This window comes from Brevibacillus centrosporus (assembly GCF_003710815.1).
In the GTDB taxonomy this organism is placed as follows: Bacteria; Bacillota; Bacilli; order Brevibacillales; family Brevibacillaceae; genus Brevibacillus; species Brevibacillus centrosporus.
On sequence record NZ_RHHP01000008.1, the window covers coordinates 38,054 to 62,477 of the forward strand.

Annotated in this window: 11 protein-coding genes; all 11 read right to left on the bottom strand. The window is 40.9% G+C overall.

Translation table 11 applies throughout. From position 1 onward, the window contains the following. Positions 1-22 precede the first annotated feature (22 nt). Positions 23-733, bottom strand: coding sequence for a hypothetical protein (locus tag EDM55_RS09255; protein WP_122960160.1), 711 nt, complete (start codon positions 731-733; stop codon positions 23-25). A gap of 12 nt (positions 734-745) precedes the next feature. Beyond that, complete coding sequence (pglZ, locus tag EDM55_RS09260; protein ID WP_170184338.1) at positions 746-2,626, bottom strand: BREX-3 system phosphatase PglZ; 1,881 nt, start codon at positions 2,624-2,626, stop codon at positions 746-748. 13 nt (positions 2,627-2,639) lie between these two features. Then, positions 2,640-5,399, bottom strand: coding sequence for a DNA methyltransferase (locus EDM55_RS09265; protein WP_122960162.1), 2,760 nt, complete (start codon positions 5,397-5,399; stop codon positions 2,640-2,642). Beyond that, positions 5,392-9,072 carry a DUF6079 family protein gene (locus EDM55_RS09270; protein ID WP_122960163.1) on the bottom strand — a complete coding sequence of 1,227 codons (3,681 nt, stop codon included), beginning with the start codon at positions 9,070-9,072 and terminating at the stop codon, positions 5,392-5,394. The genes EDM55_RS09265 and EDM55_RS09270 overlap by 8 nt, the downstream gene beginning before the upstream one ends. A gap of 20 nt (positions 9,073-9,092) precedes the next feature. Next, positions 9,093-9,551 (bottom strand): BREX-3 system P-loop-containing protein BrxF, encoded by a 459-nt coding sequence (brxF, locus tag EDM55_RS09275; protein ID WP_170184339.1) that lies wholly within the window; start codon positions 9,549-9,551, stop codon positions 9,093-9,095. A gap of 142 nt (positions 9,552-9,693) precedes the next feature. Beyond that, entirely contained in the window at positions 9,694-12,915 is a 3,222-nt protein-coding gene (locus EDM55_RS09280) for a UvrD-helicase domain-containing protein (RefSeq protein ID WP_170184340.1), read from the bottom strand. Next, entirely contained in the window at positions 12,908-15,817 is a 2,910-nt protein-coding gene (locus EDM55_RS09285; RefSeq protein ID WP_122960166.1) for a PD-(D/E)XK nuclease family protein, read from the bottom strand. Before EDM55_RS09285 ends, EDM55_RS09280 begins: the two co-directional genes overlap by 8 nt. A 586-nt stretch (positions 15,818-16,403) precedes the next feature. Next, positions 16,404-17,354 (bottom strand): helix-turn-helix transcriptional regulator, encoded by a 951-nt coding sequence (locus tag EDM55_RS09290; RefSeq protein ID WP_122960167.1) that lies wholly within the window; start codon positions 17,352-17,354, stop codon positions 16,404-16,406. A 119-nt stretch (positions 17,355-17,473) separates the two neighbouring features. Continuing rightward, on the bottom strand, positions 17,474-19,951 hold the full coding sequence (locus tag EDM55_RS09295; protein ID WP_122960168.1) for a pPIWI_RE module domain-containing protein: 2,478 nt from the start codon (positions 19,949-19,951) through the stop codon (positions 17,474-17,476). Continuing rightward, positions 19,917-23,030, bottom strand: a complete 3,114-nt coding sequence (locus EDM55_RS09300) for a pPIWI_RE_Z domain-containing protein (RefSeq protein ID WP_122960169.1) — start codon at positions 23,028-23,030, stop codon at positions 19,917-19,919. The genes EDM55_RS09295 and EDM55_RS09300 overlap by 35 nt, the downstream gene beginning before the upstream one ends. After that, positions 23,027-24,088: a restriction endonuclease-related protein gene (locus EDM55_RS09305; RefSeq protein ID WP_122960170.1), complete on the bottom strand. Its 1,062-nt coding sequence runs from the start codon at positions 24,086-24,088 to the stop codon at positions 23,027-23,029. The genes EDM55_RS09300 and EDM55_RS09305 overlap by 4 nt, the downstream gene beginning before the upstream one ends. Positions 24,089-24,424 lie beyond the last annotated feature (336 nt).

Below are 24,424 nucleotides of genomic sequence, written 5' to 3' on the forward strand. Positions count from 1 at the left end.
GTCGCAGCGCGCGCAACAGAGTTTATTTAAGCCCAACCATTAATCGTCCAACGCCTTGACGAGTAATTTCCAATTCATTACCTGAAAGTTCGGATTCCAATACACTCAATTCAAAAGGAAAAATACATGGCTCTCCAGCAATGTGATTCAGTTCAATTACAGACTTGCCCGTAACGATAAGCATGACTTGAACTAGCCATTTCTTTATATCAGTCGAAAATACGTTAATCTGTACCGCGATGGTATGAGTATTACGTTTCTCCATTTCAAGGACACCCCATGAACGAATGGAACTGAGTACTGCATTAACAGACACCTCAACCCGCCGCCGCTCACCATACAGCCCTTTCATCTTCCGACCGATCTGTTCGCTAGTGACTTCATCTTGCAAGTGAAACAAATAACCAAGCTGCTCAATCGTATCCTTGAAGAAAGGGTATGCTAGAAGACACATGCCCCAATGAAGAACAAGCTTCTCTTCCGGGGTTGCTCTTTGAAACATGTCCAATGCTCGATCGCGAAGTTCCATATGCTCATCCGGGACTAAAAACCAAATTTTAAACAAAATCGTACGTGCATTTGCACGCGATTTAGCGCCACCAATGTCCGCCATGAGCTGTTCATCAACCTGCTGATATAATACATCCCTAGATGACATTCTAGATATTTCATTAGCGATAAAATCAAGCTGATGAAGCTGAATTTTTTGATCGAAACCGACTGCTTTTTTCATCGTACACCTACACTATCTTTTTTGAATGTGAACAAACGGAACAATTACCTCTTCAATACTTGTGCCACCATGACTAACCACAATCTCCCCTTCACGAACGAATGCTTCCCCGGATCGGGCGATGAGGACGTGATAATCATCAGGCAAACCAGTACCCGACCATTGCCTACTCGAGTATTGTACTGCAGCTTGATCCCTCAGGACAACATCTCGATATACTCTTACGCGTTCCCCGCGAGTTTCAGGCAAAGTGCCATCACTTGCTCGCCCCACCCCTTTACTTTCCTTATTGCCATGATCGGAGGTAAGATATACATCGTAGTCTGCGTCTAACAAATCTGTAAGTAGAGAATGCAAGTATCCTTGTTTTAACCAGACGCCAATTGCTGCATACAAGCCTAACTGACCTTGTATCGTATGATGAGTGAGTTGGTCAATTGTATCGACGACAAGCCCAGCAACTTTCGTGTTGGACTTGGTTAATGCAGCGATATTCGAGCGTTCATAAACTCCTTGTCCTAATCCCCGTTCGTATGAAACATAACCAGAGGGAACACCATTTCTTTCCCAAGTCGACTTCCATGATTTTTCTTCTTTGGCGGTTGTATTAATGGAATCATAAAAGAACCTCGGTATTTCACCAGAAAAAATAGACTGTCTAGATACAGAGGTTAGTGTAGGAATCCAAGCATAAGAACCATAGACCTCATATTGATAATCATCTGCCAATGTTTGCTCAATTTGGGCCCATTGTACAAAACTCATTCCATCGCAAACAATCAGTGCAACCTTGTCTTTCTCCTTTAGTCGAAGCACTTCAACCGCTTTATGTACCATAACCGGCGAATTTCGATCTGTTAACGTTGCTAATGCTCCATAGTGATCCACCAACCACTGTTCAAAACGCGCTTCAATTTCTTTCTCCATCGCCACTGAAAGGCAACCGTCGTCTTCCTGTAGTTGTAATTCTAACGAGATACATTTAGCCTTCCCATAAGTCCGTGCAATCTGTATCCAAGTACGGCGATCTATGACGGCAGAAAGTAAAGTCTCCAACTGCTTCTCTAACCCTTTCACTGTATCTTGTTTCTGCATCTTACTATCGTAATAGAGTCCCCAGGAGAAAACATTAGGGAAAGAATCATGTTTTATTGAAACCGGTAACAGTACGCCTTCCAAGAAGAGCAAGCTTAGAGCGGAACGTACACTAGGATCCCAGAAAGTATGCGATTTTGGAAATTCTTCTTCTACGAAACGATGCCATTCCTGCTGTAGATATTGACAAAAAGCGTGATATGATGTTATCCACTCTTGAACCGGAATATCTGTTTTTCGACTTTGTAGATATTCAACCAAATATTGTTTAATAACCTCTGGAACATCACAGCGAAGCTCATGCCAGCGCATGATTAGCAATAAACAGTCGGTAAGAGAATGAACAGAATCATAAGCTAATCCGTAAACATGTCTTAATATAAGGTCTATCGTTGCTCGCTCGTAAGATAAATTCCCTTCCATGGATACTCCAGATAGTAAATCCAATGTTCGGGTATCAAGTTGGCGAACAACGTTAACTGCTAGTTGGGGAAACAAATTGTTTTTCCGCAACTCTACTTTCTGAGCGCTGCTCCATAGATCAAATGGAAGGTCTACCAAGTCTGCCGAATTGCTAACAATGATGAGATTCATGCTTTGATCTGGTTTCTTATAATGGCTTTCGTATTCAAAGCGAAAAGAAGCCCGATCCTGAAACTTTATAATTTCAAGCCCATGTTCCTTTATTTTGGAGATGATAATTTCATCATCAAGTAGTTGATCCGGATCGCTAACCAATGTTAGATGGGAGAAAGGTGCTTGAAATAAATCAAGCACCTTTTGACGCCAATGAATCAATATCTTCACTTCCTTACAGCCCAAGCTTCGTTTGTGCATTATCGAAGTATCGAAGAAGTTTCTCATCTTCTTGTAATATAGTTTCCGGTAATCGATTTCCAATCTCGACAATCGTTTGATAGTTTTTCTCACTCCATGCCTTATAAAACCCAACACGAATGGCTTCCGTACGAAACTGCTTTATCCTCTTTTTGCTGTTAGATAGTCCCTCAACATATTGATTAAATTCTCTCAAAAGCGACTTCTCGCGTAGCTTTTCCAAATCCGCTTGCTTGTTCGGATCTGGAACATACCAACGATCCTTCGCTTTTTCTACCAAATCGGGATCATTTTTAGACAAATTACGTAAGTCCTTATAATCTGTGCTTAAATATGTGTGTATTTGACTTGGCACTTCTCCATCACCTTCGTACTTCAGAAAATTTTGCTCAAGAAGAACATCTAGTTCCGGTAATATTTCATGTTTGGCAATATGTTGAATTTCTTTCATGAAGTTTGGATGCAGATCCTGCCGCGTTTGTGGCTTCTTTAGTAACTGCTGACGGAGCCAATCAATAGCACTGTTTTCATCTGAGACAAATAGACTGAGTTGGGTGAACTCCTTAACTAAAATTCGTTTTTTATCATACTCTGCTACTTGTGATTCTAAGAATGCCATACCATCTCGCATAGGGAATCGTTGTGCAATTTCACCTTGGAACTCTGAAGAAGAAATAGGAACAGAAAGCCCTGCTTGTACATAGTAAGCAACCATTCTATCGAAAAGTACTCTTGGGGTCCTTTCGATAATTACAGATGCACTTCCTTTCGAACCCAAAAAAGTTGGAAGTTTTGTTAAGTGCTGTTTCAAAAATGTCCAAACCGATTGGGCATCTTCTTGATTGGAAATCTCAATGATAAAATTCTCATCTGGTTTATAAGCAGAAATTACGAGATCCTGTTTGACCGCGGTAGTTGAAGTGATGGCATTAAAACTACCTTGTTTTTTGTCTAGTACCGCAACATTGGCAACAATAAATCCCGCTCTACTGACAGCTTCCTGAATAGCATTCCAGACACTTGCTTGAGAATTGCTAAATTCGATCGTCATCCATTTTCCAGGCTTTAATAATCGATAAGCTTCTTTAAAACAATCTATCATCAATTCTTTATACATATTTATATTTTTGTTTTGCGATTTATTAACAATCGCCTCATCCCCAGTATTGGTAAAAATTTTAAACCATGATTCCCAAATATAGTTTAATTCCGAGTACATCAAATTCGCTCCAAAGGGGGGATCGATAAAAATATAATCAACAGAATTATCAGTTGCATTATTTATATAAGTCGTACTTTGAGTAGAAATAACAAAACTACGCTTTTCGGTTTTAAGATGATTTTTTAGGACTGATTTGGACTTGTTTTTAATTGCATCAATTAAACTTCTCTCTCCTTGAATACTTGGAATGTAGAAAGTTCCGCTAACAAACCCAAAAGCATATATCCCACCTTTATCTAGAAGCCTGGGAATGTTAACCTTCACCATTTTGTTCGAATATGTCAAACTACTTCTCAGTATATTAAGGTGGAGGTTTTTATATTTGCTTTTTTGTATTTTTTCATTGAACGAAGCCATGACATACAAATTTCTTTTACTATAAAAGTGATGTGCATGGGTAATACCAAGCCTAATAGGTTCTGAAGTCTTATCACCATCAGGTAATTCTTGTTCAGGAATCCAATAAGGTATGCTATGATCTTTTATCTTTAGAAGTAGCTCTTCGTCATAAGCATCTGGTTTCTTATCTTTTTTTGCCTTTCCGGAGCCATAATTAATTAGAATTGGCACTTGTTTGGGTTGTTTGATTACAGAATTTAAGACTTCATCATAAGTTGATTCTAGTACCCTTTCGAGCGTTCTTTTATTAACATTCGAATTGCATTTCGAGCAAAATAAATCATCCCTGATTTCCTTATTTTTCTCATCGATGGCTATATCCCAATATACAATTTCCTCTTGACAATATGGACAAGCAAACACATCACTCCAAACAGCATAGTTAACAGGATGTTCAATACCATCAACCTTTGTTTTGAACATCCAATCTAATTCTTCTTCGACGAGGCCTATTATTTTTCTGAATTCTGTCATGAACTCATCAGCATTAACTGGATTGTTGTAGTTGTATGAAACAAAACTAGCAGTCGGAGACAGATCATTAAGTATTGCCATTCTTGGCCCAACTTTTGCCGAATCATAGACTTCACCTAATAGCTCCTTTACAGTTTGTTTATCCCCGCATAAAGTTGCCGCCACACCAGTCATTCCTGTTCCGGAAAAACCATCAAAGACGATATCACCTGGATTTGTATAATGCAATATATAACGCATAATCGCTTTATGAGGAACTTTTGTATGGTAACTATACATATTGTAAATAGGATCATTTTTCCCTTCGCTCACGTCAGCTACAAAAGGTTCTCTATGGTACAGATTATCGTTGTGGATGCCTGGTTTACTTGATTCCCATTCCCTAATGAAATCCGTGATCCAAGGATTCGGACATGCTGTATAATAAGGCGGGTCAGACAAAGCCAATATATCCTCATCCTCACCGATCGGAAATCCTTCTATTTTTCTAAGCTCCGGTAGCTTTTTCTTCAATTCTTCTGTAAAATATGCACGGCGAGCCGTATCATTTTCAAAAGTCATTCCCAAGCAGGTCACAGGACCTGCTTGGGCTGGTTGATTTTCATTTTGGAACTCAAGTTGCTCTACTTTATCAGCCATTCTCTTCATCACCTTTCTGCAACAAAATCCTTACTCTATTGCCCTGCCCTGTTCCTACATAATCTCTCACTAGTGCCTCGAATCGATTTCGCAACTCATCCACTGTCAACGGGTGCCCATTTCCAGCCATCTCGAATAATTGATCAGCGGAAAGTTCGACTTTATGAATGCCTTCGAATAATTCCTTCAATGTCTGCACTAATTTCAGATTAATAGGTGAAGAGAACTTTCCATCTTTTACGAATTGATCGAGCAATTGTCTTTGATCGTTACCAAGCAAAGTAATACTATCTTTAATCTCGTCATCATTCAATGTGTTGATTACAGTATCCGTCCATGAAGTAGTTAACTCCTCAAGTTCTTCATTTAATTTAGCAATACTAACTTGTTGGACGTATGGTTCATCCTTCGGGCGATAGCGGCAATGAGGACAGATTACAGCATGCTCCAAATCATCTCTCTTAAGGTTCCAGCAGAACTTAAGCTGTTCAAGCTTTGCTTTCCATTCCTCTAACTGTCTTGAAGGTAAGATAGATATGCTCGCGAGTTGACGTAACATTGCGTACCTTCCATCTTGCAGCAGTTGATCCTTCTTATTCTCATCCGAAATACCAAGTCGCGCACTACTATGCATAGCGTAATACAACTCGACATATTTGTCTTTGAGTTTATGCAAGCCTTGAATTTCCTTCTGGCAATCCTCTCCTGCTTTTAGCGCCTGGAGGATGTCTTCCAGCGCCGCTTCAGCTGCAACATGCCACTCATGCTTTACTTGAACGTGATTAAGCGCGTTTACAATATACTGTGCCCTTTGCGTTACTTGGGCAGCCTTTTGCTCCCAACTCCTTAACTGTTTAGCCAATAGAATATGTTCCTGCATAGCGTCAATATCAGGAATCGAGTACTTGAAATTCTTTAATCGAGCAGGCGTGTTATATACATTCAAACCTTGTAGGAACTCGTTAAGCTTCCGTAGTTTCTGCTGATTATCTCTAATGTCAGTATCAGATAATAGGGGGAAATCCCATGTTGGAATTCCAGATCTAATATCCTGTTCAAGCTTAACAATTTCTTTCAACAACTTATCAACTTCCACTTGTAATTGTGCAACCCCGTTAGTTTGGGATTGAGGCTGAAGCAGTCCATGACTGATATTAAAAAGATCAAACAAAGCTCGCAGTTCTGCTAACGGTAAGTCTGAAGGTTTCTTAATGTGACTAAATTCCATGATCCCTTCCGCTTTCAGACGAATTAACTCATCCAGCTTCATCGAATCATAAGTACTACCGTTAATAGTAATGACAATATCTCCACTGTATACGAGCGCCACTAATAATACAGCTAAGAGTTCCGGCTCTAATTTGAACTCTATCGTTCTCTTAACTTCCATTCCACCTGCAATACGATCAATGTGTAGGATTTCGGATGCATTGACAACCTGGTTATGATCTTTGGCATTGATGAGTCGCAATAACCACGCGGCATATCCCGATTTCTCGACATTAATTTTATCGCCATCCAATAACACAAGTCCTTCAAGCAGCGCTCTAGCTGTTTTGGTTCTATTTGCTGAATTAATTGAGCTCAACGCTTCTGGGATATAGGTGGTTTTCATCACATCCCATTTGATGCAGGTCTTATCTGTTCGAAAGACTGGGTAATCTGGGTATTTCTCTTCGAACCATTCTTTCAAGCAATCATCTGCCGCAGTATCCACAATTTCTCGAACGGATGCTTGTGCCGGTGCAGCAAAGCTCCAATCTACCAACTTTTTCGTAATACCTTTATAAGTCATTTTATACGATGTTGGCATGTTTAATTTAAACCACGTCATCAGTTCTCTAATATAATAACTCGCTTTCTCTTCATACAAATTTTTCGTAGCAGTCGAAGCGGTTGATGCCATTTCCTTAGCTCCAGCATACAGCTTCAGATTGTGATACAGCGCTTGATCTTTGGTATCCAGCACAAAGAATACTTCATCCAGCTTCTTCTCGTCCTTAAACTTAGGAACATCAAAGGTTTGTAGAAAATAAATATAAAAATCCCGTTCTGGCTGTGCCGTAGATCGTTCGTTTGGTGCGCCAAAGAATAAATAGCCAGGTCTAGTTGCTTTATGGTTGTACCAATCAAGCTCATGATGCCAAATACGATAACCGGTTACATAGGTAGTAGGAGAACACTCGAGCACTCGCTCCAATACTTGGAAATAATAACGATCTAATTGTTCTCCGCTTAGTGTTTCAGCTTTACTAGCAATATGATCATCTACGGGAACGTCCTTGTCTAAATCAAGATAATACTGTCCATTTTCTTGGTTCATAGATATAAACTGATAGCTAACAGACTTTAATATCTCTTTCAGTGTGGACTCAATCGTTGCATCCAGAAACTCCACATCCATATCACAATTCTTATCAAACAAAAATAGCTGATCCCGCATTTCCAAAGGTGTCATCCCAATTCGAACACGAAGGTCGTCTGTTGTAAGGCGAAATACAGACAGCGCTTGAACAATACGCCTTGCCATTGGTTTGTACGTTGGTTTTTGGAATGAAAATTCGACCCGATCCAACAATACATCAGCTTTCTCCATCACTTCTCGCACATCTGGATCTGAACGCAGTGTACTATCCGATTGGATGTATGTCCAATAGTTATCATATGAGACAACTCCAGGACTTTCCTCAGGGACATCTTGGTCGAGAAGTTTATCGATCTCATCACTAATGGTAGTAAGAGCAACTCGCTTCTCTGCAATCTTGACTTTCTGAAATGCAGATAAATATGCTGGATGAACAGGGAACAACTCAACATGCTTTTCAAGCTGTTCTCCTAACTTGTCATACAATGGAGCGAACTTTTGCAGATGTTCACGAATATAGGCTTTCTGCTTATCGTTCTTCTTAAGAAGTCGCTGTGAAACAACAAATTCAATATCTTCTCGAGCAATGATGGCCTGGACTGTGCGCTCCTTGACCCGTCTTAATTGCTCTGCTACAAAGGCAAAACGCGGATTATCAAACAGCATTTCTTGCACACCTGTCATAAAACGAAACCGTGTTGTCTGCGTAATCTCGCCCATTGCTCGTAAAAAGTTAAGGTCAAGCATGAGTTCTTGTTCTTTCCTGCTACGTAAGTAATCCAACAACTCGTCAATCATTAGAATAAACCCTTGATCTGGATGTACTTCATGGAAGGCTGACATCAGCTTTACCAGTTCATCCTTGTTACTAAGTACTTGAGAAAGTTCAGGCATCTCATAATGAACACCGATGCTCTGTAAGTATGCTGTCATTTCTCTAAACAATACTTCGCGGAATGGCATATCGATGCCATCAAATTCAATTCGCAACACCTTAAACTTACCTTCGATCTCTTTTGCTTTAGCAGCCACTGTCTGATTTTGCAATCGATCGCTTGTACCAGAATGTTCGGCAATAGCAGCAATGACACTCATCAAGTGGGATTTACCTGTTCCATAATTTCCGACAACCATAATGCCTTTATGATCAATAGGACGATCAAATTGTAATTGTTCAATAATGATATCGTTCAATACATCAGCCATACGATCCGATACCACATAATTATCAATGATGCTATCATCTGCTGTTCTTAGTTCAATAATAGATCGAATAGGTTCAAACTGAACAAGCTCACGATACTTCATAGTGCTGAGACTCCTTTATTTTAAATTTCGACTACATAATTCTCGTACGAATTATCGCTCTGATAATACTCGTGATGTTCAGGTGTAGCATATTTTAGAGTACCGTTCTCAAATGTACCTGGCCAGCGGATAATAATGGTCTTATTTCCACTCAAGTTTTCGAAGAGCCTAATGGGATTCTGTTTTAATTCTCGATCAAACAAATACTCGATATGATCCAGAAAGATTTCATCTTTATTTTTTTGTATGACAAGTGTTCTAAGTACTTTTCCAACTTCAAGAGGTCGTCTCTCGGGTGGAAGTTGTCTTATTTTTTCAGATAATAACAAACCAACGTTTACTATCGGAATTTTCATATGATCGATGCTTCCCCGTAATTGATTTAGTGAAACATCTTTTGCTACGATAAATATCATCTTATTGCGTTTTGCTTTCGACGCATCAATTTCAGAGCTAAGTATCGCTTGAATATCTGACATCCGGTCTACTCCGATCATTTATCATCAGTCAAAATAAAAATGAACCCAAAGAACTATATTTCGATTGAACTTGGTCATTTCCTGCCACAAAAGAAAGCTAGTCTACTCCGCAATTATAACAAATTAGAGACAATCCTTGCTTTTATAGTATTACATACTCATTCCCATCCAAAAAATACAGTCCTATCTCTTTCACACGCAAACCAAATGCCCGCTCTAGCTCTTCCGCATACACCTCAACCTGTGGTCGATAGAAATCAACAAATGCCTGCTGTTGACCATCCTCGTACACATCCGTCTTAAAATCAACGATCACCCATCCGTCCTCTTCCTCAAACAAGTAGTCGATAACACCCTTTAGCAATACTATTTTCTCTGTCGCACCTTCTACGCCTACATCCGTACGAACAGTCCTCAAGGGTAACTCATGAATTCTACGTTTTGCCATTAGAGAACGTCTCCATAGAGGATGCTCCGCTACCGCTTGCAGCATTTCCCGAACATCTGGAATCAAGTTGGCATCCATGCCTTCTTCTTCACCAATCATCCGAATTTGCGACTCTAGCTCATCTAACTTTTTGCCCGAACCAAGCAATTCAACACAACGATGCACAGTGCTTCCAAACGCCATTCCTCTGCCTTTAGCTGGTCTAGGCGGTTGTTGCGCTCCGATTTTTGCTAATTCTGTCACGGAAGACGTCTTGTACGTCGGCTGCGCCAGTCGGTTTCTCCATTCACGGCTCACCGCTTCATCTACTGCCTCGTCATGAACCTCTTCGTAATCAGAACGCAACACGGGAGACACCTCAGGAACCTCTAACTCAACCCCTTCCCGGATACCACTCTCAAAACTACTCCAGGGATCAATCGCTGGTCGATCTGGGTATCTACTGATGATCATCAGTTGCTTCGCACGGGTAGCCGCAACGTACAGCAACCTTTCCTTCTCTGCATTCAAGTACTGCCGCTCTTTTTCTGTGAGCTCTATCCAGCCGGGCGGGTGAGCAATCATTTCATCCTGAAATAGCTTTCTTCGCGTAATACTGAAATAGCCTCGAGCAGGATCATCTGATCGATCTACGTGCTCCGTAGCATCATGGTCGGATTCCCCACATGGACAAGCCAAAAGGACCACAGGGGCTTCAAGCCCTTTTGCTTTATGGAGGTTCATAATACGGACAGCATCCTGTTGACCAGCAAACAAATCCCCTCCTTCGATCTTCGCTTCCTCCGCCATCTGCAGCAGACGTGAGCAAAGTTCAGGCCAGCTTGTTACGATACGGTTATCTTTTTGTAACACATGCAAGAGCTTGATTAGTGTTCCTGCGCGTGCCCTACCGGTCGGTCGAACGGCAGCTAGTGGGATCATTCCCAGATCTTCCATGATGTGAATCAAAGCAGACAACGCTGGTAGCTCGCGGATAATACGCGCATATTCCTTGAGTTTTTCCAGTGCCTCGTATACTGGCGATGCCACCTCTGATACCTCGTCCGGATCCGGCAGATAGGTATAGGAAATCGGAAACCCTTCAATCTTGTAGTGGAATAGCTCATTATCGCTGACGGAAAAAAACATTCCCTTCAGTACCGCAAGCAGGGCTATTCGATCTCCTGAGTCGTTCAGGCTACATGCCAGTAAAGAAAGAGCGCCTATTTCCTCATACATCGTGGTACTTCCCGTAGCGATAGAGGGGACACCATACTCCTCCAATTTTTCTGCATAGAGGTGGAGAAACTCTCTACGTTTCAAAAGAACCAGAAAATCACCGGGAGATGCGTCTCGCAGGACATAGTTTCCGTCAACTCCAGGTTGCTTCTCCTGAATTTTGAGTTGACCCTCACAAGCCCAAGCAATATATTGCGCTATTCGGTCCGCATCTGTCTCTGCAATTACCGCCTTACCCCCAGACATCTTCGCATGAGTGATCGTGTAAACCCCATGTAAGACCTCGCTCTTCGGGTTATCGTTTTTTGTCTCCATTCTTACAAATCCTGCTTGATGCTCCGTCTCACTTTCGGGAAACCGATTGGCAAATTCATCGTTCACAAACTGACCGATTGCATGAACGGAGCGGAAGTTTGTCGTAAGCTGAAGTACATCACCGCATGACCTGATTTTGTTTTTTACCCAATTGTAGGTAGAAATATCTGCGCGGCGGAACCGGTAAATAGACTGCTTGGGATCGCCTACACCAAAAAGAGAGCCTGGTTTTGGTGTGGTACGTCGCCAATCTGATTCATTCGGATCCTCACCTGTCAGCAGAAACATAAGCTCAGCCTGTATCGGATCGGTATCCTGGAACTCATCGACAAACAGGCGCGTATATCTTTCAGCGAAATATCGCCTCACGTCTGTATGTTCGCGTAGTAAAGCTGTTGCTCGCATCAATAAATCCTGAAAATCAAGCAAACCCATTTCTCTGCGCCTGCGTGCACCGTACTCAACTGCTGGTCGTACGAAATCGATTAACTGTGGATACAAATATTCTCGCCACGCGCGTAGAAACGGGTACAAAACGCTGTTTTGCCACTCTTGAAACTGTGCTTTAAGCGCTTTAGCCATATCCTTGTTTGTCCACCTGTTTAAGGTTGCATCGACTTTCCGATCATATAACAGCGCCAGCTGCAAAACCCGCATATCGTCTTGAAGTCCGTGTAAAGCAACCATCCGAGACCCGTCTCGTACCAGCGATTGCAAGGCATCCCATCCCTGAGTCGGCTTCGTGGTCGGAATGTAGCGACTTGCTTCTTGCATCATTGGCGGCAGTGAAAGTCGGATCAGGTCAAAATCCGGTCTAGAAGTGGGAATCGACTCAATCTGAACATCTGTGTACTCGCACATCCGTCTGTAAACCTGACGCAAATCTTCTACGTTTACCTGAAGGGACAACAGCTCTGCTATACTTGCCTCCTGACCACTTTCGATCAATCCCATCAAGTATTCATCCCAACACTGATCACGCAACAGTGCGACTTCCTCTTCCTCTAATTCACGGAACATAGGATCAAGTCTGGCTTCAATCGGTCTTTCTCTCAACAGTCTGCCACAAAAAGAATGAATCGTTCCGATGTAACAACGGTCTATATCCTGTAACGCTTGTTGCAGCAATTGGCGTTGCGATTCTTGTGCAGTACGAATCTTTCGTTCCAGCTCTAATCTAAATCTACTCTTCAGTTCGTCTGCTGCTTTTCGTGTAAAAGTAATAGCTGCGATTTGCTCAGCCACTGCACTTCCAGTCTCAATCAAAGCGATCATTCTTCCGACCAATGATGTCGTCTTTCCGGAGCCCGCTCCCGCTTCTACTAAAAACGTCTGGTCTAGGGCATTTGCTATACGTTCTCTTGCTATCTGATCGTCATGCAAAACGCTCAACCTCCTTCAAACTGTGAAGTCGCGGGGCATTCTCTGCCAAATCCCATTTTTCCTTAGCTCGCTCCGATTCATTGCCGCAAAAGCTGCGGTAATCACAGTAAGTGCACCTTTTTGTCTCCTTAGTCGCTACATACGTTCCTGTTTCTATAGATGTCAACAGATGCTCGACCAACTCAGATAGTTCTGTTCTCCGGTTTTGAATACGAGAAACTTCTTCTGCCTTCCCTCGCTCTGTTGGAAAGTAATACGCTGCCTCTACCACATGTGCCTCTGTGTCGATTCCCGTTTCTCGCAGCCACTGCTCGACCGCTACTGCATAGATCGCATGCTGGAGCTGCGTACCCTGCGAGAAGTACTCATTCACGTCAAACTTGGAAGGACTTCCAGTCTTGTAATCGTATATTTTGTATGTGTGTGGCCCGAGCTCATCCACCCTATCAACAAATCCCTTCATCCTGATCACAAGACCGTTACCTAAGTTGACTTCCATCGGTTCGCCCTCTCTCGATAGCTCCAGCTCAAAATAACGTGGCCGTCCGTTGCGCTGTTGTTCCATCTGGTAGAATATCGCTACATCTCTGCGAATAGATTCACATTCCTTCTGAAAAATATGGGGGCTAGGTGGCGGTACGAGAGTTTGGTATTCTCTAATTGTCTGCTCGGTGATTTCCTGGAGTCTGTGTTCATGATGGATAAGTGAAACACCACTAGGAGTAGACTCGGACATCTCATCCAAATAGAGATAAAAGATGCGATGAAGCAATCTCCCCCTGCTTGCAGCATCCAACCAACGGGTACGGTCGAAACTCGTAGTATCTTTCATTCGGACATTCAATACGGTAGAGAAGAAAAACTTCTTGGGACATTCGGCGTATCGCTCTAACTGTGTGACACTGAGATGCACCTCTGGATTATTCCGATAACTGACAGAGAAGACGTCTGTTTGAATTATTCCCTCGTATTCAGATAATAAATTGTTGTCTACCTGTGATTTAGATCGTTCTAAACGAACTACAGAGCGAAAAGCCTGTTGCAGAGAAGGATAACCATTTTGTACAATCCCGTTATCTGTCAATCGATCCAGCCAACGGTCCGTCCCATCCAAAAGATATCCCCCATGTTTGCCAATGGAGAAGTAGCCTATCGTTTTTCCTAGGACGTGCTCGAGTCCTGTCATATCCATATGAAAATCACCTGATACGATCCGGGCGACCTGTAAGAGTTCGTAAGCTGGACTCATTTCCTTTTGGTCTGTTGGATCATAGCTGGTATAGCTAAATGTCACTGTTCCCGAGATCATACCAAGGCGCGCGGCACGTTCACGATAGATATACTCCGCTTCCTCATTAGAAAGCAACAAGCCACCAATACGGCGACGTTCCTCATCTAATAGCACAGGGTCTTGTCGAAGTTCTGTGGACCATGCATTATTACTCATGCCCATCATGAAAGTGTGATGCCTGCCCGATTGACCACCATCCTGAAGAGAAGAAATATGTAGTTTTCCAGAGCTAGGTCCTTCATGATTGATACGGATGTTCTCCACCATTTCTTTCACATACCGCAGTGAACTTTCATTTGAAAGAGAATGAGGAGATACCATTTCCAGTAGTTGTGCGTGATCATGGAGTGCATGAAGAACTTTATTGTCTATCTCACTGAATAGATTGCTACACCTTTTGAGAAAATCAATCAAAGCATGAAGAATCGTCAATGGAGTCCACGATTCATCCTGTGAATCTGAAAGTTTTTCAAAGAGAGCCGTAACTATTTTTCCTAATAACTCATCCATTTCATCGGTTAACTCGTCGTCTGTGTGTGCTGTTGAGTTTTTCAGTATGAAATACCGCTCTCTTCCCCAACCGATTCCGCTTTTCTCCAATGCACGTATGAGATCAGACGTTGTAACTGACTCACCGAAGTGACGGAAGGACAGATAACCATGTCGCAGTCCCTTGAGAAGACAATCCACGTCATAGTTGGATTCCAGCCATTCGAGATACACAAGCGCCGCTTTCCCGGTCTTCGTGCAAGAGACAGGTAGCCCTTTGGAAAATGTACAGGGAATATCGAGTACCTGGCTTAACGTATAAATCGCTGTATAATAAGCTGCATAATCGGAAACAATGATCTCCGTCTGGTCAAAGGGAATTTGCTGATGACAGATACGTCGGAATACTTCACGAATTTCGGCAAGGTTACCTGCAGCTCGAAATAAATGGATGTGGTGACTGTCCATGTCTTCCAAAGACCTTGGGAAAGGAGGTGCCGGTCTCAGCACAACTAACTCGCTTCCTGCAATACGCCTTACCATTTCCAACTTTACTGGAGGTAGCCTATCAACATCCCGCATGATGAAGAGATCATGATGGACAGCATCATTTGATTCCGGCAGATAGTTCAATAATCCCGCAAAATCTGTGCAACGATTTTGCTTCAGCCATTCTTCATACATTTTAAGCAGTTCAATAATATAGATTCCTTTTTTGACGTTATCAAAAAGATTATGGGAAAGATCGTATGAGTGGATACCCGCTAATCTAAGATCCTCTATTGCCTGATGGAAGCTTTTTACGATACCCGGTGTCACCATTTCACCAGGAATATAGTCCTCCATTTGATTAGATAGACTGAGCATCAAGTTTTGCACGATCCAAAACGTTTGCTCGCTATTTAACAGTTGAAATCCTCGACTTATTAGCTCCAACTTGGTGCGTTTTACAACAAGTGACTGTAATGTCTCCGTTTCTACTCCTAGCAGTGGGCCGCATTCTCTTGTTACTCGAGCTAACCATTGTTCGGCCTGATTGTGACTATCTGCGAGAAGAATCTTTCTTTGAAAAGGATCTCTTTGGCAAATTTCATACAGATCTACCAGCCATCTATGGTTCATTGGACCCACTCCTTCCGACTCTTTCTGTATTTCGAGGAAGTCTATCCATATCCTCCCTAATTCACATTTTATTTACTGATAACTTTTTTCTTGTATTTGAGGGGCCTTCTTTTAATTCGATTGGTTTTCTTTTTTTCGTGCGTCACTCATTTACACAAGCTTATGAACTCCAGAATTCCTAAGCATGTGATAAGTATCATCTGTCCTCTTAAGTCATCGAGTTCGTATCGCCAATAGGCTCGGTACAAATAAACTGCTGGGCTGCCCTTCCACTCCAAAAAACTCATCTCTATATTAGCTTTTCTGCGTAAAAGTTGTTTGAAAATCGTAATATGCCGTATGGTCGTTACTTCCTATTTCATATAATGCTTGGAGGCATGTTTCGTTAGAATCAGAGTCAGAGTCAGATTCATCATTCACCTCGTTTAAATATGACTTGATTCATGTTGTGGCATTCTCACTTGATCGTCCAATTCTACTAACTACATAATGCATCTGTGATCATGACATGAGCCTGTCAGCGAATATTTGTTCGTCTCAAAAAATAAAAAAAGAAGACCCTTTTCAAAGAGCCTTCGCACGTTAATTAATGATACATTTGTTTCCACTCATTTAATTGTTCCTTCAATGAAGAGCGAACGGACTGTGGTTCTAGAATTTCTGCTGCAGGTCCATATTGCAAAATCCATCTGATGAACTCTTTTTCGTTATTTACCGTGACTTCGAAAATCATACTACCGTCTTTCTGATCTTTCATACGTGGATGGACAAACAGTTCCTCTTCTTTGATATAGCGAGCAACTGCTGCATTAAAACGCACTTTGAAAGTAATATTCTTATCTCCCTGTTCAATCGACCATGTGTTTTTCAGATACTTCTTTATATTGAAGTCTCCTTTGTCAAATGACTGAGTTGTAGGATCAATCTTCAGAAAGCGGCTGATTCGAAACGTACGAATTTCTTTTTTCAAATGGCAATAACCAATCAAGTAGAACCGTTGATCACGTGGCACGAGGTAATAGGGATCAATTTTACGCTCAGTGGTTGTATTACGGTATTGAGTATGATAAACGCTGTCGATTGTTCTTTCCTCTAAGATCGCTTGTATGATTGGCTGCAGGAAATTTTGGCTTTCTTGGCGATAAGCGGGTGTTCCCATCTGAATAATGCCAGCTATATCCTCAATAATTCTGTTTTGCTGTGATTTTTCCTTACGATGCGTTCCCATCACTTTATCATATGCAGTCTCAAAGCCAGGCGGTAAATTATCGATATCTAATACGGAAGGTAACAATGAAAATGCTAGAGCTTCCTGTTCAGTGAAGTTAAGAGGGTACAAAAAAAACTTACCTAAAAAACGATACCCAGTGCCTCTACCTTCGTTGGTGACAGGTGCTATTAGGCTGAGAATATCCAGATCCCTATAAATGGTTCGGATATTCACGTCGCATTTCTGAGCTAGGTCAGTTGCGGAAATTCCGGGATTTGCTTGAATAGCGTTTATAATGTTAAAGATACGGATAACTTTATCGATCATGGCAATTCCCCTCATTATTAGTAGCCAATTCAATAAAGTTTATATTTCGTCACTATCCAGTCCTTTCCTTCCTGCTCGTTGCCTATGTATCTTGTTCGCTATTAATGCGGAAACAATTTCTATTTTACCTCTACCATGCCTTCCTCTGACTCCACTTCCACTTCTTCATCAAACTCTGCATCGTAATCATAATTGTCTTCATTACCGGTTATGTATTTTGATAAAGAGTTCAGGACACGCATCGTATGCGGAAGAATAGTGTGCTTATCATAAGTCAATCCTAATCGTCTTAAATGATCCGCTAGAATTGCTAGGTCATCCATTTCATTTTTGTCCTTTGCTCCTAAGGGAATGTATTCAACAGCCCTTTGCTGAAGCAAAAGCTTCGACGGCGATAAAAACTTAGTTGCATCATTAGCAATTCCTTTCCAAGCACTTGGTCTTCCGCCCACACCATAGTACGCACCGATAGAATCTTTAAAAATTCCTGATGCCTTATTAAATTCATTCCATACATCATTAATAATAATCCGATACTGAGGGACATCGTCTGTTGCATTGATGCGAATAAACTTTAATCGAGATTCATTGTACAGGCGTTCATTGATAACAGGAGTTCGATCCCATTGTATTTTGGTATTACCAATTGATCGCATCCAATTGTTCCTTAAGGTAGCATTCACCAATACAATTAGTTGTCCCTCACACCGATCTAATTCATTTTCGATCACTTTTGTGATAAATGCATCAAATACTTCACTGCTTCGATTTTCTTTACGTGGATTATCGAGGAATTTGGAATCATCCATTTTCAGTGCTGCATCCTGTAAGGACATCCAAGAATTGTTGCCTAACATCTTTATACTTAGATCAGTACCGATTAATCTTGAAATTGCAGGTAAATATTTATTGCCTGCTTTCAAGACAGTGATAGATAACAGCGTTCCAGGAATATTGATTTTATTGACATTATCACTGAGCAAACCGTAGTCATTGAAGAGGTCCAATGTAGCATTAATAATTCGGGAAACATCCCCAGTCTCATCATCTGCTAATGGATAGATGAATTGAGTGAGACGTCCCGTTTTTTTCATTCCTTCCCTGATGGCCTTCTTTGGATCAGTGCCCTCTCTCCATTTAACCTTTTCATCGATTTCTACGAGAGCTACGACCGGATTGTCCCGTCGTTCGGCATTGAATAACTGCTTGGCAATCTGATTGATACGTTTGCTCTGTGCAAGTGATTTATCCTTGTATTTGTCTATCTCTAGTTCAGCGACAATTCCTTCGGGAATGCAATGAACAAGTTCAACAATAACCTCTTTATCACAATTGAGCCTAAAGAGGGAATCAGAAAGTTTATCAAGGATAACAACGTACTCAATTGATTTTTGTGCTGTAGACAGCACTTCCTTGATCTTCTTAAACATTTTTTCAGAACTATAAATCTCGATAGTTAGTCTTTCTTCATTCGGAGTGACCATTGGAAAGCGACTGTCATTCATACCTCGACGAGTAATGTCTGGGATCAGCTGAAGCTCCTTTGCACCAAAGCCTACTAATAGGCTTTTGATCAAGTTAAACAAGGCACTTTTTTCAGGGAGGCCAATTCCTGCTTTCACACTATTCCCTTTAAAAAGATTGTTATTTACGACATAAGCAGTAACATCGCCATTTCCTTCGTAATAGATCTTTGGATTTACGAGCAATAAATCAGAATCGAATGACTCCCCATTTATCACATCCCAGTACAACCCGTCCAAAGCGGTCTCCCAAGTAGTAAAGGAAGAGCTACTTCCAGAATGCCTCTCAATTTTTAATTGGGAAAAAGATCTGTCTGTATTAGTTTCATATGGATTTTTTACTGAGACAAGTACTGAACAGGCATGACTTGATCTCATAAAACATTTTCCATCTTTTATTTGTTCATTCCTTAGATATCTTCTTGTTCCAAGTGAGACCGTTAATAAATATCGTCCAGCATCTCCTCCTCGAGTCTTCAAATCAAGCCGAATCACATAAGAAAACGGATCATGACGATGGGATTTTCGAATCGGACTAGAAATGCATTCATGCTTACCATTGAAAATAACATGATAGAATTTTAGTTCTGTACGCAGCTCATTTCCAAGATCAAGAAACTTTGGATCTTCACAAAACTTGATTGCAGCCATACCTGGAACCCATTGATAGTTATCTACGAATTCGTGGATATCACCGAAAGTACATGACACCCAAACAGGATGCGAATCCCTTACATCTTGAGGTAATTCAGAAATCGAATATCCTTTTAAGTGAGCCAGCCATCCAAGTGTCAGTTGTCTAATATAGAACTCCGAAATTATTTTTGTTGAAACTAGCCATGGCCGATCATGAAGCAGAACTTTGTTGTCAGAATAAACGCTGATTATTTCGGAAAATATGCTTCTCAGCTTCTTCCCTAGCGGTTCTACTTTATATGAAAGCTTATAACCTCCATTTATACGCTCTTTATTAAAGAAATTACGCCAGCTTTCCGGCATTTTCATATAATAAATGGTTTCGTTATAAAACAATGATTCATCAATTTCCAGCATAAACAGCTCCATCATCTTCATTACAATGTACCTCCCGAATCATTTTATTTATTCCCTGGATAAAAGGACCATACAAGCTTTCAAACAAAGGATCGCTTTTGTGCTTCTGCATGATTGAACTCCAGCTATCCAACATGGACATTCCTTCTGGTTTTCCAGCCGGCTTAGCATCAAATTTTGAGTCACAGTAGAACACTCTAGCATTCTTACCGCCGCGCAATAATCGTCCGATCATTTGCCAAATCGGTATGAAAGTAAACCACGCCATGACTTCTCTTTCAGAATCACTCAGAATCGACCAAAAATCAGGCTTTTTGTACATCGTTTCGAACTTGGCACTACTGATTTGACGTAATTTGGACACAGCTTTTTCGTAATACATACTCTGTCCCTCTATTCGTTTCAAATAACTAGGCAAGTAAGCGTGGAGAATTTGAACCATGTATTTCATGTCGTTGGGCATAGGATAAGGTCGTACTAGGAAAAAGACCGATCCGAATAACGCCTCTCCTTGTTGATCTAATATGTTATAACCCCTACCTACTGACATGAGCGGAACAACCAATACTTCCGCCTTTTCTTTACGAAATGATTCAATCATTGATCTTGGAAATTGATCACTCTCATGGCTTTTTTCCCTTGATAGAATCTTATAGCGCCCTTCCCAACTATGATCGCCACGAAATACCCTTCCGACAGTTGCAACATCGTCATAGGAGTTAACTACCAAGAGGATTCTTCTTGCAGTCCCCCTGCTTTTCCAATGATTTAATTCGTATTGAAAGTCGGATTTAAGTTGCTGGACCATCTCATACAGATTGCTGTTTCTAGTCTCTTCATCTCGAATTCCTGATACCTCTAGAAATCCGTCTTGACGAACATTAAGTAATGGCTTGAAAGTCATACTAATTTCCGAAGGTAATCTTTCTGCTTTGAGAATCCATTTTGAGCGTATATTCAAGTGATAATGTGCAGAATCGGGTGCATGGCTTGTACCGGATAAAAAGATAACCGCCGGCCCTTGTTTCTGATCTGAATCCTCATAAACACGGTGCCAGTCATGCAGCAATAATCTGCCTACTCCAGTGTATTCAACTAATTTAAATGCTCCTGTCGAATCCCCATCTTTCAAGTCATATTTGTATCCTATCATTGTGCCTGTCATGGCTTCTTTCATGAATGGTTGATAATCTCTTTGCATCGTAAATAACGGAGAAAAATCTACAGACATTCCAAGCTTTGCTTGTATCATAGTGAAGGAAGTCAGAATGAATTTAATGCATTCTTCCGCTCTACATAAATAGATAAAGAACTCCAACTGAGCATAAAATAACTCTCGGTTTACCCGCGGCTGGATTGTTCCTTTAAGCAGCTTCCCTGTAATTTTGGTAAGCAGCTTTTGTTTCTCTTCGATATTTTCCGTTTCAATTAACTTGTCAACAATATTTGATAGGGTAGGATCTTGAAATGGTTCACTTGCATAATTCATCAGGCATTTTCGTATTTTCTTTTGTTCCTCTGCGTTATCGGAAATCTTATCGCTCAATGAATCTGCTAGCGCTGCTACTCTAATAAGATTACGGCTGATATTTTTACGCAATGTGTGAGAATAATCTAACTTGTTATATATCCTCCAGATCATGTGATCCAATTGACGAAGCTTATCCTTCCACTCATTCACTACAGGATCACCAGCAAACTGGTACTGTCCATTAGTCAGCTGATTGGATTCGTTAAACAACCGTTCGAAGATATCTTCTACATTTCCAAAAATATTATATTCCGATAAAAATGTCTCATCGAATTGCTTTTGCACTTCATCAGCTTCGTCTATGAATACAATATCCATCAAGTCGTACATTGCTTCATAAATTGTTCTCTCAAGAGGATCTATCATGGCCGGTATTCTTGTTTGGAGCACACTTGCAGACGTAGCCACCCAAACATCGGCTTCGGCAAGTCGAGAGAGATCGCAATAAACTCCGCAATGATTCGCCAACGGGCACTTCACTGATTTATTATCTTGCTTTAACCGAGTGCAGGGATAATGACTGTTCCGTTCGTAATTCTCAGATAGGGCCTTAATTACACAAACGTCAGATAGGTGTTTTAAATCTTGAAATTCATCCTTCGACCAATCACTAATTTCAAAAATCTCACTAGAATTTGCAAACAAGAAGTTCTCTTGATGCAACTTCCTAGATGACTTGCCAATGATCGGAGCGGCATTAATACCTAACTCACGGAGAACTCTGACACGCTCTATCACTTGAGAAACACTGCCTTCAATAAATCCTATTCGGGCACCTTCCTGCTTCACAAGTCGATAAGTTTCCATGAGCATGAAAGTTGATTTCCCGGCTCCTAATGCACCGCCAACATGCTGGTTTCCTTTATAAATAAACTCTTTAACCCGATCTAGTGACTCCAGCACAACTGACCTTGCTCTGTTTTCCCATGCCATAGATTTACCAACGATTCCATCCATTTCCCTTGCCAACGAAAGTCCATTAAACGGTAGCTCTAGACTTAGTTTCTTTTTCTCACGATTGGAGGGCAGCAAACGTTTTTCATTCTCAATTAAAGCTTCTGGAATGCTTCCAGAGAAGTTTTGAGCTATTCCTCCTCTTACAATTCTTGAATACTCGAATTTGCCCTGAATGGCAAATGGCATATCATTGATTTGTCTTGGGATTGGTTTATTCAGTATTTGTTCGTAAACAGTATGCCTATTGCTTAGAAATAGCGGAACAAGTTTGTTGGTCTTTCTCTCTTCGTTGATATCAAACAACCGATATTTCTTATCAATAGTTCGATAGGATTCAACTCGCCGGACGAGTATCTTCTTACTCCTTAACTCAGGAAATAAAATTCTAAGACGGGCTACAATATCCATACGCTCGATGTTATTTAAGATCGGTTCATCATAACCGACCAAAACCGACCAAGCTTGATCAATATCAAGTAGCGGGTCAATCAAAAGGCAGCCCGTAATAAATATTTCCATACTTATTATTGTTGATATTTCAGATTTTGGTAACTCCAATGAAAAAAATTCTTTACTTATTTCCTCGGTTAAATCCCAAAACGTTTTTCTCAAAAGAACACCTTCTTTAGCGTTTTTTCCACTTCATTTTCCATAATAATATTTATAAATTTCTTTGCTTCATCATTTAGAAGTGTAAACGCCCTCTTACTATAAAATGGAAATAAATCATTTCGATATTTAGGAATAACTACATAGACGCGTTGACCGTACTTCTCTATATATGCTTGTGATTTTTGGTTAAAGAAATTTGCTAGTGTGCTTGGGTCTTTGAAATCTTTTACATCAAGAAATATCTGGTTGTTATGAAGTGAGACTGCAAGGTCATATTCATCAATGTTAGGGTATAATTCTACTCCATACCCTTTCCGTTTTAAGAAATCAGCAAGTTTCGTTTCAGAGATCCCAGGCAACAGTACGTATCTCTGAATACCGGAAAGTAATCGATAGACACGTTCATTTTTGAAATCGAATTGGTCTACCACTTCAAAGTCAGCCAGTGAATGACATATATTTTCTTTGTTGCAACGCCATCGGTCATGTTTATACTCAAGTGTCCATCCACAATGCGGACATTTACGATAATTAACCAGGAGTGAAGTTACCTCTTCATAGCATTGTCGAACAAGTATACTTAGTTCACGATCACGAAACGATTCAGCGAATTGAGCAAGTTGAAATGATGATAATACAGCATTTTGGGGCTGCGACAAAAATGTACGGATTTGTGTATACTCTGTCTGCAATTTCCGACTTTCATCTCTACAGAATTGTAAGATGGCAAACATATTCCTCTGTTGTGCTTCTTCAGGAGATATATATGTATTTATGAAATCCTCCGCATCCGGAGTGATCCCAACGAATTCCTCAATCAAAGATGCTTCGCCTGGGTAGTATTCTACTAACCCCTGAATCCCCCATTCATTTGATGGTTTATGCAAAATTTGAAGTAGCCTATGCAAATCAGCAGGGACTTCACCTCCTGATCTTGCAGCTTCTTGTATAAACATAAGCATTCCCTTGTGAAGCTCATCCGGGATTTGCGCATAGTTATTAGGCCATTTCTGTAACCCGACGATAATGTAATAAAGCATATTTTGAATTTTATTCAATGGGCCACACTCCTCGAAAGTACTTAACAATAATTGTGACTTAACCTATTGACGCTAGTTTGTCACCGAACATATGTTCCGCGCACGGAAGTATATGTCCATGTTTTATCAAAAGCAGATAAAGAAGCTGCGAAAAAGATTGACCAACTTATTGCCTTTTCTAATTAAAAGGAAACTTAAGAACCCGAATGATTGGATATGCAATCGTTCGGGTTCTTAGTTTACCAATGACTAACAACTATTCTTTTTTACTGAGGAATTACGCTAAGACAGGCGATTTGTTGTTATATTTTAACGCAATTTTTCACCATTCTCACTTATGGCCGCTGTATTAGT